Source organism: Salegentibacter echinorum (genome assembly GCF_900129445.1).
Lineage (GTDB): Bacteria > Bacteroidota > Bacteroidia > Flavobacteriales > Flavobacteriaceae > Salegentibacter > Salegentibacter echinorum.
In genome coordinates, this window is the sequence record NZ_FQVT01000001.1 from 335,021 (window position 1) to 347,577 (window position 12,557).

Consider the following 12,557-nt stretch of genomic DNA (forward strand, 5'->3'; position numbering starts at 1 on the left):
GTGTGTATTTTTCAATTTAGTTTAATAAATTTTAAGAATATGAAAAAAGCAAGTTACGCAATTGTTGGGGTCATGTCGGGTACTTCCTTAGATGGCATTGATTTGGTCTATATGAAGTTAAATTATAAAAATTCCTGGAAATATAAGATTTTAGAAGCTGAAACTGTACCCTATCCTTTAAATTGGAAAGAAACTTTGGAGGAAGCCATACGTTATTCCGAAGAAAAATTAGAAAAATTAAATGATAAATATACACATTATCTCGCCGAGGTTATTTCCTGTTTTCTGGAAAAACATCAAATTAAGCATTTAGATGCAGTCTGTAGCCACGGGCATACCATAAAACACGAACCGCAGAATAATTATACGCTTCAAATTGGAAACCTGCCTAGGTTAGCTTACTTAACAGGGCAAAAGGTAGTTTGCGATTTTAGGGTAGAAGATGTAGCCCTGGGGGGGCAGGGTGCTCCACTGGTACCAATCGGCGATGAACTGTTATTTTCAGATTATAAGTTTTGTTTGAATTTAGGCGGATTCGCAAATATTTCTACTGAAATAAATGGCGAGCGCCAGGCTTATGACATCTGTCCTGTGAATACCGTACTAAATTATTACGCTCGTAAACTGGGAAAAGATTTTGACGAAGGCGGAAAATTAGCGGCAACTGGGAAGTTAAATAAAGACTTGTTGGAAAAATTGAATAACCTGGAGTTTTATTCTCAAAAGCCACCAAAATCCCTGGGTATAGAATGGGTAAACGAGGAAATCCTGCCTTTACTTTTAAATTTTGAAGAAAATATCGCAGATATTTTACATACTTATTCAATACATGTGGCGCAGCAAATTGCTAATGCTTTAGATAACGATCCTAATTCTAAGGTGCTTGTTACGGGAGGTGGAGCTTTCAACAACTTTTTGATTCGTCAATTTAAAAAAGAATCAAAATGTCATTTCTCCATACCATCTAAAGACGTAATAAACTATAAGGAAGCGCTTATTTTTGGATTATTGGGTGTGCTGAAGCTTCGCAACGAAGTGAATGTATTAAAAGCTGTAACCGGAGCCGAACGAGATCATTCTGCCGGACTTATATATGAGGTTTAATTCTTTTGAAAAGGTTTAAATTTCTTGATAGATATTTATAAATAGCGTGTTTAGTTTATATATTTGTGAAAAACCACACTTAAAATGAAGGATTTATTAAAATTATATGAAAATAAACCACCAGAGATCGTATTCCATTGGCAGGATGCAGAAACCGATGCCGAAGGCTGGGCAGTAATTAACTCGCTGCGTGGTGGTGCTTCGGGGGGAGGAACCAGAATGCGTAAAGGTCTTGATGAAAATGAAGTATTGTCCCTGGCCAAAACCATGGAAGTGAAATTTACTGTTTCAGGACCGCCAATGGGTGGAGCAAAATCTGGAATTAATTTTGATCCAAAAGACCCGCGAAAAAAAGGAGTTTTAGAACGTTGGTTTAAAGCAGTTTCCCCATTATTAAAAAGTTATTATGGTACCGGGGGAGACCTTAACGTAGATGAAATGGATGAGGTAATTCCTATTACCGAAGATTGCGGGGTGTGGCACCCACAAGAAGGTGTTTTTAACGGGCATTTTAAGCCAAGTGAAGCCGATAAGATCAATAGGATTGGCCAATTGCGACAGGGAGTCATTAAGGTGCTGGAAAATAAAGAATACTCACCAGATATTACTAGAAAATATACAGTAGCCAATATGATTACTGGATTTGGTGTTGCTGAAGCTGTAAAACATTACTACGACATCTATGGCGGCGAGATAAATGGAAAAAAAGCGATAGTACAGGGCTTTGGAAATGTGGGGGCAGCAGCAGCTTACTTTTTATCACAAATGGGAGTGAAAATTATTGGAATTATAGACATTTCTGGCGGACTTATAAATGAAGAGGGTTTTTCTTTTGAAGAGATAAAAGAACTTTTTCTCGCTAAAGATGGAAATACTTTAGAGCACGATAAGCTATTGCCTTTTGAAGAAATAAATGAAAAAATTTGGGAACTTGATGCTGAAATATTTGCGCCCTGCGCAGCTTCCCGATTAATTACCCAACAACAAATTGACAGTTTAATAAACCGAAAGCTGGAAGTGATCTCTTGTGGGGCTAATGTACCCTTTGCCGATAAAGAAATATTTTTTGGAACAATCATGGAATCTACCGATGAGAAAGTAAGTCTTATCCCTGATTTCATTTCTAACTGCGGAATGGCCCGGGTGTTTGCTTATTTTATGGAACGACGAGTATCAATGACCGATGAGGCAATTTTTAATGATACTTCTATAACTATTAAAAATGCTATTCAAAGAACTTTTGATAATAATAGTAGTAAAACCAATATTAGTAAAAGTGCTTTTGAAGTAGCTCTAAAACAATTGGTATAATAGGTTTTATAGAAAAGTTATGTTTAATCTTGTGTTTTTAGTTGATTGAGATTAACCTTGAAACTCCCGTATTATTAGCGGGAGTTTTTATATTTTTTAATATAATTAGTGTTTATTAGGATAGTGGTGCTTTATCGGTGCTTGGTTTTGCTATCACAAAAAATATTTTTAAAATCTAAAGTCATTACGATGCACCAATTATGTTTAGATTTTTTAGGCTGTGCATATTTATGGTTCTTTATTTTTACATAAGTTTTAAAGTGCATTAAATCAGTTTATTAAAGGTCTTGTTTGAAACCTATTGAAGCTTAGAAGATAAATTCTGTAAATTAGGTTGATTTTATAACAACCAAAGCGGAGCGATAAAACCAATTCTGAATTCATTTTTATTATAATTTGATACCTCCAGATTGTCTAAAGCGTAAGAGGAATAATCGTAATATCTCCCAATATATGCTAAATAAAAACGGATATCAATATCTTTGAACGGACTGTAATAAAAGGTAGGAATTATGCCGTAACTCGTGCGCGCGTGATCGTTATTCTTTTCCAAATTTCCATAGGCACTACTAGTCATAAGTGTTAATAAGCCTTTAATTTTAAGGCTAAAACGATACTCGGCCCTTAGCCAATTTTCAATATAACGCACTTCTTCAGCTACTTTATCATTACCTATAATACCGGTCATAACTCCTTTAGTATCTACCTGCTCGTAGCTATAATCAAAATCGTACATCAAGCTTAGTTTTCTGTTTTCGTATTTATGACCTAATGTAAAAAAATAGGTGCCCCGGCTTTTTACCTGGTTGGAATAGCTGGCACTGTAAGAAGTTTGGAATTTACCATTAAAGAAATTTCCTTCCCAATTTCCAACAAAGGCCACAGGCCAATCTGGCTCCTGAATATCTTCTGCCGCAGCATCACCATATAGATCGTCATAATGCATGGTTCGGGAGTTTAAAATTTGAAACCCAAAATTGTGTTGCTCCAACGCCTGGTAAGTAATGCCGGCACCGGTAACATAAGCCAGGGCATTGCTGTAAATATCGTTGTATTCCAGCACATCCATCGCGCTGAATTTATATTCATAGCCGCCATAAAATGCATTCATCTTACCCAGTAGTAGCTGAAGCTTCTCACTCGCCTTAACAGTTATATACGCCAGTTCGATATTACTACCCAATTGATCTAAGGTTTGCACATTGCTCCCTTTATTAAAGCGATTTTTGAAGTGAAAATTTACCCTTTCGTGCAATTTCCCGGAGATGCCAAGGGCAGTATGTTCATTTTTAAACTGAATCCCATTGTAATAATGATCGCCACCCCTAAAAGTATAAGCTTGTAGTCCCATACGCATATCGAAGGTGATATTTATATTTTTTAAAAGTTCGATTTTTTCTTTGGGAATAATTGGTTGGTTTAAGCTGTCATTTACCTGAGAAAACCCAAAAAATGGAAGTAATAAAAACAGGCTTATAAAAATGATGTTTTGCATAAATATGGAAGTTTGGAAACTTATTTTCATTGATGAAAATTAAAGAAATATAGTTAAATTTTATCTTTAATTGCTGAAAAATCATAGGCTTTGTAGCTTATTTGTAAACATACTAAAATCCGTTAGGGATTATCGAATGGTTGAAGATTTGGTGAAACTCACTGTTTACGGATAAAACAAAATATAGTTTTATCTGGTATTCAAGATCTAAATACTTCGTAAGTTGCTTCGGAATAAAATAATCTCTCTATAATGTTTGTATTAGGCTTACCCGAGTATTCTATTCAAGATAAACTACTGTTAAAAAACCTTTACTTTCAGGCTTTAATACTTTAAGCATTGTATCTTAAACTATTAATTTCAGAATCTGTAAAAATGGCTAAGAAAGAAGATATCAGAAAGTTGGAGGAAAACTGGAAGTCTTTACACCAGGAAGATAGAGACCGGGAAGAACAGGAGTCTCTTCAAAACTCAAAGACAAAACAGAAAGATGGTTTGAAAGACAGTAATAAAAAGTTCAGGAACAAAATCCAGGATGATAAAAAGTTAAAAAGTAGGAGCTAGAAATCCTGATTCAAATGTGACAAAAAAAAAGACCTCACATCTTAAAAACTGTGAGGTCTTTTTTTATCAAAATAGGTTACTTTTTCTTAGGTTCGAAAACGGGTAGCAGTTTGGTGCTTACTTCGCCAAAACCTATTCTACGGCCTTCGCTTTCACAGTAACCACGCATAATAACCGTATCATTGTCTTCAATGAACTTACGTTCACTACCGTCTTTCAATTTCACAGGTTTTTCCCCTTTCCAGGATAGCTCCAGCATAGAACCATAGCTATCTGGTGTAGAGCCAGAAATAGTACCCGATGCCATCATATCTCCTGAATTTACTGGACAACCATTAATAGTATGATGCGCCAACTGCTGACTCATGTTCCAGTACATATATTTGAAATTCGTTTTTGATAACTGGCTTTCATCAGAATTTTCGGGCTGCAAACTAACCTCAAGATTGATGTCAAAACTCTTTTTACCGGTACTTTTTAAATAAGGAAAAACTTCCTGTTCCGGTTCTGGGCCGTTAGTTCTAAACGGTTCTAAAGCGTCTAAAGTTACGATCCAGGGAGAAATGGAAGATGCAAAATTCTTAGCCAGGAATGGGCCTAAAGGCACGTATTCCCAGGTTTGAATATCGCGGGCGCTCCAGTCATTAAACATCACCATCCCAAAAATATATTCTTCAGCTTCCTCAATAGGGATTGGTTCTCCCAGGGGATTGGCGTCTGTAGTGATAAAGGCCATCTCCATTTCAAAATCTACCCGTTTAGAAGGACCAAATACCGGTTTATCGGCATCTTTGGGTTTGGTTTGTCCTTGCGGGCGGTGTACCGGGATACCGCTGGGAATTATTGAAGAACTCCTGCCATGATAGCCAACGGGAATATGCAACCAGTTTGGTAAAAGAGCATTATCTGGATCGCGAAACATGCTGCCTACATTTGTAGCGTGTTCTTTACTCGAATAGAAATCTGTGTAATCGCCCACCTGAACCGGCATTTGCATTTCAATTTCGTCTAATGTGAAAAGCACGCGTTTTCTATGTTCCTGGTGGTCTCTTAATTTATCATTTTCAGCGTCAAAAATATCGGCGATTCGGTTACGTACCAGGCGCCAGGTTTTTTTTCCGTCAGAAATAAAATCATTTAGAGTGTCCTGTAAAAATATATCATCGGTAAGTGGGATACCTTCAAAGTAGCCCAATTGGTGTAAAGCTCCAAGGTCTATGGCAAAATCCCCAATGCGGGATCCTATGGTAATCACGTCGTCCCGGGTGAGGAATACCCCAAATGGAATATTCTGAATTGGGAAATCGGTATTTTCCGAAGTTTCCAACCAGGTTTTTCTATTGGGATTATTAGCAGTTATAGACATATAATTCTTTGGTTTTTATAAACATTCTAATCAATTCAAATATATTATTTTCCTGTAATTTACCGAATGTATTTGTTATTTTTGAGGAATATTTAACGTAAAATTTTAAGATGCAACGAGACACAGATATTTTTAACTTCATAGAAGAAGAAAAAGAGCGTCAACTTAATGGTCTTGAGTTGATTGCGAGTGAAAATTTTGTTAGTGACCAGGTGTTGGAAGCAGCAGGCTCTGTGCTAACCAATAAATATGCCGAGGGTTATCCCGGGAAACGTTACTACGGTGGTTGTGAAGTAGTGGATAAAGTTGAGCAACTGGCCATAGACCGGTTAAAAGAACTTTTTGATGCCGAATACGCCAACGTGCAACCGCACTCTGGTTCACAGGCCAATACCGCAGTTTTTCATACTTGCCTAAATCCCGGTGACAAATTTCTTGGCTTCGATCTTTCCCACGGTGGACACTTAACCCATGGTTCCCCGGTGAATTTCTCTGGAAAATTATACAATCCCGTGTTTTATGGTGTAAAAAAGGAAACGGGACTTATAGATTATGATGCAGTCGCCGAGATTGCTGAAAAGGAGCAGCCTAAAATGATTATTGCAGGAGCCTCAGCCTATTCACGGGAAATAGATTATAAAAGATTTCGTGAGATTGCCGATAGTGTAGGGGCAATACTGCTTGCCGATATTGCGCATCCCGCCGGTCTTATTGCTAAAGGTTTAATTAGTGACCCAATCCCGCATTGTCATATTGTAACTTCTACAACGCACAAAACCTTGCGAGGTCCCCGTGGTGGAATTATCATGATGGGTAAAGATTTTGAAAACCCCTTTGGCCAAAAATTAAAAAATGGAAAATTAAAGAAAATGTCTGCCCTATTAAATAGCGGAATTTTCCCGGGTAACCAGGGCGGTCCCTTAGAGCATATTATTGCGGCAAAAGCCGTAGCCTTTGGCGAAGCATTAAGTGAAGATTTTTTACATTATAGTGTTCAGGTGAAAAAAAATGCTGCTAGATTGGCCAATGTTTTTGTAGAAAAAGATTATAATGTGATCTCTGGTGGCACCGATAATCATATGATGCTTATTGATCTACGGAATAAGAATGTAAACGGAAAAGAAGCCGAAGAAGCCTTAACCAAAGCAGGAATTACCGTAAATAAAAACATGGTGCCTTTTGATGATAAGTCTCCTTTTGTAACTTCTGGGATTAGAATTGGAACCGCGGCGGTAACCACTCGTGGGTTGGTAGAAGAAGATATGCCTAAAATTGTAGCTCTTATTGAGCGCGTTATTAATAATATTGATAATGACAGTGAACTGGAAGCAGTTAAAGAAGATGTAAAAGCGATGATGAAAGACAAGCCGCTTTTTCAATAATTTTCGGTTTAAAGTTAAAATTTTGAGTTAACAGTTCCCCGTTTTTAGTTTTAATGAGCTGAAAATTGGGGGCTGTTTTGTTTTAAGGCTCAAGATGTGCAACCTCCCGAGTGAAGAATTTGTATTATAAAAAAAGATTCCTCCTACGTTGGAATGACAATTCATTACAATTTTAACGGCTTTCTTAAACCGGAAGTATAATAGAAACGGATTCTCCAATTATTAGATTTTTTAGAGTCTGCATACTGAGACTGCCAACTTTCTACTTTTTTCCTTACTGTTTAAATACCTTTTTAAGTTCTTCTGAAATTTTGGTGGGTTTTTGTTTTTCTTCGTCCATAAGCGCCCATACGGTTTTCGCTTCGACAAGCACTTTTTTAGTTTCAGCGTTTTTAATAATCACGTGGCGGGTAGATTTAACGTGCGTGGTTTTGCCTACATAAGTTTGTAAAAGAATCTCTTCGCCCAAAAATGCTTGTTGTTTATAGCTTATTTCGTGTTTTACTACGATCCAAAATAGCTTTTCCTGTTGTGCCGGGGTAGCTCGTGTTTCCCAGTGCGCCTGCGCCACATCCTGAACCCACTGCACATATTGCACGTTGTTTACGTGATTTTGTTTATCTAAATGCCGCTTTTCAACGGGAAATTTTAGCTCAAATATCTCTGGAGTAGCTTCGGTGGTTTCCATTATTTTTTTATAATTTCTACTTCAAAGAGTTTGTCCCAGTTTTTCCCGGTAACATAGAGCTTTTTAGTATTAGGATTATAGGCAATGCCGTTTAAAACATCATTTTGAGGATCCAGGTCGTCTATATTGGTTAAACGGTCCTGTAACCCTCTAAAATCAATTACCGCTTCTATTGCTCCATTTTTAGGATTTATAATGGAGACACTGGGAAATTGATAGGTGTTGGCATAAATCTTACCTTCTACCCATTCCAATTCATTGAATTTTGAATAAATCTTTGTGTTGGTCACTACCTGGAAATACTCTTTTTCGGCCTGGGTTTCTGCATCGAGAATCCAAATTTTTTCGGTGCCGTCACTTTTATAAAGTTTTTCTCCATCATTACACAAGCCCCAACCTTCTTCGCTTTGGTTATAACTAAAAGTGCCAATTTGTTTAAATGTATCTAAATCATAAATTAAGCCTGTTTTCTCTCGCCAGGTAAGTTGGTAGAGCTTATTATTAAGAATGGTAAGTCCTTCTCCAAAATAGGAATCGTCCAGATTTATTTTCTCTAAAACCTCTCCAGACTCTAAATCTAACTTTCTAAGAGAGGAGCTGCCATAATGCCCGGTGCTTTCATACAGGGTATCGTTGTGAAATTCTAAGCCCTGGGTGTAAGCTAAATTGCTATGCGGATATTCATTAATCACTTTGTAACTATAAGCCTTTGGTGCCGTGTCATTATAGATTTTAAGATGTTCGTTTATGGTGTCAACTTTTCCTTCGGCGTAAATTATAGCTTCCAGTTTTTGTCTTCCTAATCTGGCATTTTTTGCTACTGAAAAAGAAAAACCGGTTTCTGATTTTAAAGTTTTTAAATAATTCTCCTGAAAGTAAAGCCGAATGGAATCGATCTCCCGGTCTTTTGAATTATCTACAGAAGCTTCAATCGTGTCTCCAAGTTGAAATCCCGACTTGTTTTCTAAAGTTTTCAGCTTAAAATAAGAAGATTTTTTTTCTGAATTACTTCCGCAGGAAAAAAATAAAATACCTAAGATTAACAGGGTCAGGAACTTAAATTTGTGCATTGTTTATCTAAATTAAATACAAGACAAAAATACTCAATTCCCTTTAAAAAATACTTGCGTAAAGTAGGAAAGATTGTATATTTGCAGCGGCAAGTCCCACACAACCAGCTCCTGCTGAATCCCCCAGGGCGGGAACGCAGCAAGGGTAAGCGGTCGTAGCGGTGTGATGTGGGGAGCTTGCCATTTTTTGTTTCTGGATGCTTCCAATTTTTTATCCCAGCTTCGCAACCTATGAAAACAAATACTTCTGTAAAAAAAGTAGTGCTTATTACCGGGGCTTCTTCGGGAATTGGAAGGTCTATCGGCGAATATCTTAGCAAACAAAACTTTAAAGTTTACGGTACCAGCAGGAATCCTGCAAAAATAACGAACCCGCCATTTTCCATGGTAGCTTTAGACGTTACCAAAAAAGAAACCATTATCCAGGCCGTAAAACAAATTATTGCCAAAGAAGGTGCAATTGATGTGCTTATAAACAACGCGGGGATGGGCATTACAGGACCAATTGAAGAAACTCCCGATGAGGAGATTGCCAAAGCTTTTGATACCAATTACTTTGGGCCTATTAAAGTGATAAAAGCTGTTTTGCCCCAAATGCGGAAACAAAATAGCGGACTCATTATTAATATTACCTCTATCGCGGGCTATATGGGACTGCCTTACCGCGGCATTTATTCAGCTTCAAAAGGTGCTTTAGAGCTTACAACCGAAGCGTTTAGAATGGAGTTAAAAGACTTCAATATTAAAATGACTAATATTGCGCCGGGGGATTTTGCAACCAATATCGCTGCAGGTCGTTATCACGCGCCGGCCTTAGATGATTCGCCCTACAAAGAACCATATCAAAATACCCTTAAACTGATGGATGAAGATGTAGATGCGGGGAAAGATCCGTTATTAATGGCAAAAGCGGTGCATAGGGTGATAAAGAAAAAGAATCCGCGTGGACATTATAAAGTAGGAGAAGCCTTGCAAAAATTTTCGGTAGGCTTAAAACGTGTTTTGCCCGATAAACTTTACGAAAAGATGTTGCTAAAGCATTATAAATTATAAATTTGCGGTTGCATATTAACCAATAACTAGAACTTATGAAATTTTTTATCGATACAGCCAACTTAGACCAAATTAGAGAGGCGCAGGAACTTGGCGTTTTAGATGGAGTGACCACCAATCCTTCTTTAATGGCTAAAGAAGGTATAACCGGAAAAGAAAATATCCACAAACGTTATACCGATATTTGTGAAATCGTAGATGGAGATGTTAGTGCTGAGGTGATCGCTACAGATCTTGACGGAATAATTAAAGAAGGGGAGGAACTAGCAAAACTGCACGATCAAATTATCGTTAAAGTACCTATGATTAAAGAAGGTGTGAAAGCTATAAAATACTTTAGCGATAAGGGAATTAAAACAAATTGTACCCTGGTTTTTTCGGCAGGGCAGGCTTTATTGGCGGCGAAAGCAGGCGCAACGTACGTGTCTCCTTTTATTGGTCGTTTAGATGATATTTCTACCGATGGCCTAAATCTTATTGCAGAAATAAGGCTTATTTACGATAACTATGGTTTTGAGACCGAGATTTTGGCGGCATCTGTTCGCCATACCATGCACGTTTTAGAATGTGCAAAAATTGGTGCCGATGTGATGACCGGACCACTTTCTTCTATAGAAGGTTTGCTAAAGCACCCGCTTACCGATATTGGTCTTGAAAAATTCCTTGCCGATTATAAGAAAGGGAATAAATAATTTGTTAGAAATTAGTTTCCTCATAAAACAAAAGAAAATAGAAAATAGAGTAAACTGAAAAGATTGAATTCTGTATCTATTTTGAAATAGGATAATAAAAAGGGTTTTCTAATTTTTTAGAAAACCTTTTTTATATTTACAGATACTAATATCTTATTAAACCATAACGAAATAAATATACCATACTCTCAGACTAAAATTTAAAAGCGTTTTTATATCTTTTTTCTACTATTTTTTTACTGTTGAGTTTTTTCTCTTTCTTTTTGCAGCTTTGTGATTTTTTTCTTTAACCTGGCACTAGTGATTTTACAACTATTCGTTTAAGAATTCTAAAATTTGGCGTTCAAAATTTGGAGTATTTAATTGTGCTTTCCCGTTTATTATTTCTCCTTTTGCACTTAAAAACACTAATTTGTTCAAATAGTTCCGTAACAAATCTGGATTAATCTCGGGTGCGTCCAGTTTGAATTCCCAATCTTTTTTGTAGCCATACATATCTATAATTTCCTTCCAAACCTCATTAGATTTGCTGTCTATATTAATACCCACAAAATTAATTTCTGGATATTTCTCCCGAAGTGAGGCGATTAATTTATGCTGCCATTTAAAATGTTCGGGAGCTTGTAGCGACCAGTGATAGGTGATTGTAGGTTTGTTGGAGATTTTACTTAGACTTACTTCTTTCCCAGCGTAATCCATTAATTTTAAATCACCAATGTTGTTCCCGGGTAATAAATTCTTCTGAATTTTTGCCATCTGTTTAATTTCTGGCAAATGAGCATATTCATATTCTATTTCGTCAAGTTCGGTTAATATGCTGTCAATTTTTGGAGTATTATCAGAAAAAATTATGCCCTGTATAGCCAGTCTATTTATAAATATACTTTTTAACTCTTTTTTTTCTATAAGCGAATCGGCTAGGTTCATGCGAAAACTTATATTCTTAAAAGAATTCAATTCAAAGCAATCTGAATCTGGCTGAGGGTTTTCAAGACAATGTTCAATAGACCGCGTTCTTAAAAAGTCTTCTATAAAATTAAGGTAGCCATAATACTCCTTTAATTTCATATTATTGAAATCTAAATTCTCCCGATAATCTAGAAAATCCTTCGGAATCTGCTGGGCAAGCTCATTGTAATATTTTTTTACTAAAAAAGTGTAGCGTTCCCTTAAATGGTAATAATCGTAGTCTATACTGGCTGAAGCTAAATTCTTAAAAGTACTGGAGAATTGTTTAGACTTTTCCATAGTCTCCAGCTTGTCTCGTCGTTCTTGTTTTATAGAATCTGTAATCCTGGCAAATTCATCTGGTTTTATTTTATAGTAAGAAAGCATTAGGTTATTGGTCTTCTCGTTTTTTAAAAACATATCCAATAAAAAACTACTTTTGGCTGCTCCTTTCCCGCTAAAATTTAGGGACTCATCAAATTGCATGGTATTTAGCCAAACTAAGATGCTATCGCCGGGTTCCAAATACATAATTTGAGTTTCTGGCGGATGCTTAAAAGTATAAATTCCCGGTTTTAAATCTTTAAATTGTTTTCCAAATTGATTATTGTTATCCAGTCGCAGGGTATCTATAACTTTCCTGTCTTTAGATAGAATAAATAAATCATTGTAGGGATTCATAATTTGTCCGCCTACAAAAATAGTTGCCTGTTCTTCTTTCGAGCCTTCGCAGCTCCAAAGAAGCATAGCTCCAATAAGAAATAAAATTCTAAATTTCATACAGGTTTAAGGGACTTAGTATCTTCGTGAGTAGCTCAAATAAGAGCCGTTGCAACAAATATAGGTGCAGCCCCGTCCCGTGAATGTTAACCGGTAGTTAAAAG

At 36.6% G+C, this 12,557-nt stretch carries 11 protein-coding genes and 1 other RNA gene; 7 read left to right on the top strand and 5 right to left on the bottom strand.

Features of this window, described 5'->3' with window-relative positions; all coding sequences use genetic code 11:
- Window positions 1–39 precede the first annotated feature (39 nt).
- Entirely contained in the window at window positions 40–1,104 is a 1,065-nt protein-coding gene (locus tag BUA71_RS01590) for an anhydro-N-acetylmuramic acid kinase (protein WP_072876039.1), read from the top strand.
- A gap of 84 nt (window positions 1,105–1,188) precedes the next feature.
- Window positions 1,189–2,415: a Glu/Leu/Phe/Val dehydrogenase dimerization domain-containing protein gene (locus BUA71_RS01595; RefSeq protein ID WP_072876041.1), complete on the top strand. Its 1,227-nt coding sequence runs from the start codon at window positions 1,189–1,191 to the stop codon at window positions 2,413–2,415.
- 340 nt (window positions 2,416–2,755) lie between these two features.
- On the opposite strand, the gene BUA71_RS01600 is transcribed toward BUA71_RS01595, so the two are convergent.
- Window positions 2,756–3,940, bottom strand: coding sequence for a porin (locus BUA71_RS01600; protein ID WP_245812533.1), 1,185 nt, complete (start codon window positions 3,938–3,940; stop codon window positions 2,756–2,758).
- Window positions 3,941–4,285: 345 nt separating this feature from the next.
- Between BUA71_RS01600 and BUA71_RS01605 the strand changes: the two genes are divergently transcribed.
- Window positions 4,286–4,474 carry a hypothetical protein gene (locus BUA71_RS01605; RefSeq protein ID WP_072876043.1) on the top strand — a complete coding sequence of 63 codons (189 nt, stop codon included), beginning with the start codon at window positions 4,286–4,288 and terminating at the stop codon, window positions 4,472–4,474.
- Window positions 4,475–4,550: 76 nt separating this feature from the next.
- Here BUA71_RS01605 and fahA read toward each other — a convergent pair whose 3' ends face one another.
- The gene (gene fahA, locus BUA71_RS01610; RefSeq protein WP_072876045.1) at window positions 4,551–5,840 is read right to left on the bottom strand and encodes a fumarylacetoacetase; all 1,290 of its coding nucleotides are present in this window, start codon (window positions 5,838–5,840) and stop codon (window positions 4,551–4,553) included.
- 110 nt (window positions 5,841–5,950) lie between these two features.
- On the opposite strand from fahA, the gene glyA reads away from it, so the two are divergent.
- Complete coding sequence (gene glyA, locus BUA71_RS01615) at window positions 5,951–7,222, top strand: serine hydroxymethyltransferase (protein ID WP_072876047.1); 1,272 nt, start codon at window positions 5,951–5,953, stop codon at window positions 7,220–7,222.
- Window positions 7,223–7,496: 274 nt separating this feature from the next.
- On the opposite strand, the gene BUA71_RS01620 is transcribed toward glyA, so the two are convergent.
- Entirely contained in the window at window positions 7,497–7,910 is a 414-nt protein-coding gene (locus BUA71_RS01620) for an acyl-CoA thioesterase (protein ID WP_072876049.1), read from the bottom strand.
- The gene (locus tag BUA71_RS01625; protein WP_072876051.1) at window positions 7,910–8,980 is read right to left on the bottom strand and encodes a glutaminyl-peptide cyclotransferase; all 1,071 of its coding nucleotides are present in this window, start codon (window positions 8,978–8,980) and stop codon (window positions 7,910–7,912) included. Before BUA71_RS01625 ends, BUA71_RS01620 begins: the two co-directional genes overlap by 1 nt.
- An 87-nt stretch (window positions 8,981–9,067) precedes the next feature.
- On the opposite strand from BUA71_RS01625, the gene ffs reads away from it, so the two are divergent.
- The 3 genes from ffs (at window position 9,068) to fsa (ending at window position 10,725) form a co-directional block, all read left to right on the top strand.
- An RNA gene (ffs, locus tag BUA71_RS01630) (signal recognition particle sRNA small type) lies at window positions 9,068–9,166 on the top strand.
- A 45-nt stretch (window positions 9,167–9,211) separates the two neighbouring features.
- A complete protein-coding gene (locus BUA71_RS01635) occupies window positions 9,212–10,033 on the top strand; it encodes an SDR family oxidoreductase (RefSeq protein ID WP_072876053.1) in 822 nt (273 codons plus the stop codon).
- 35 nt (window positions 10,034–10,068) lie between these two features.
- Window positions 10,069–10,725 (top strand): fructose-6-phosphate aldolase, encoded by a 657-nt coding sequence (gene fsa, locus BUA71_RS01640; RefSeq protein WP_072876054.1) that lies wholly within the window; start codon window positions 10,069–10,071, stop codon window positions 10,723–10,725.
- Window positions 10,726–11,037: 312 nt separating this feature from the next.
- Here fsa and BUA71_RS01645 read toward each other — a convergent pair whose 3' ends face one another.
- Window positions 11,038–12,453 carry a TlpA family protein disulfide reductase gene (locus tag BUA71_RS01645; protein ID WP_072876056.1) on the bottom strand — a complete coding sequence of 472 codons (1,416 nt, stop codon included), beginning with the start codon at window positions 12,451–12,453 and terminating at the stop codon, window positions 11,038–11,040.
- Between the last annotated feature and the right edge of the window lie 104 nt (window positions 12,454–12,557).

Bases quoted from the DNA above. Each gene is read 5' to 3' on its own strand.
- BUA71_RS01620 (WP_072876049.1), bottom strand. From the start codon at position 7,910: ATGGAAACCACCGAAGCTACTCCAGAGATATTTGAGCTAAAATTTCCC.
- fsa (WP_072876054.1), top strand. From the start codon at position 10,069: ATGAAATTTTTTATCGATACAGCCAACTTAGACCAAATTAGAGAGGCG.
- glyA (WP_072876047.1), top strand. From the start codon at position 5,951: ATGCAACGAGACACAGATATTTTTAACTTCATAGAAGAAGAAAAAGAG.
- BUA71_RS01600 (WP_245812533.1), bottom strand. From the start codon at position 3,940: ATGAAAATAAGTTTCCAAACTTCCATATTTATGCAAAACATCATTTTT.
- BUA71_RS01635 (WP_072876053.1), top strand. From the start codon at position 9,212: ATGAAAACAAATACTTCTGTAAAAAAAGTAGTGCTTATTACCGGGGCT.
- BUA71_RS01645 (WP_072876056.1), bottom strand. From the start codon at position 12,453: ATGAAATTTAGAATTTTATTTCTTATTGGAGCTATGCTTCTTTGGAGC.
- fahA (WP_072876045.1), bottom strand. From the start codon at position 5,840: ATGTCTATAACTGCTAATAATCCCAATAGAAAAACCTGGTTGGAAACT.
- BUA71_RS01605 (WP_072876043.1), top strand. From the start codon at position 4,286: ATGGCTAAGAAAGAAGATATCAGAAAGTTGGAGGAAAACTGGAAGTCT.
- BUA71_RS01595 (WP_072876041.1), top strand. From the start codon at position 1,189: ATGAAGGATTTATTAAAATTATATGAAAATAAACCACCAGAGATCGTA.
- BUA71_RS01625 (WP_072876051.1), bottom strand. From the start codon at position 8,980: ATGCACAAATTTAAGTTCCTGACCCTGTTAATCTTAGGTATTTTATTT.
- BUA71_RS01590 (WP_072876039.1), top strand. From the start codon at position 40: ATGAAAAAAGCAAGTTACGCAATTGTTGGGGTCATGTCGGGTACTTCC.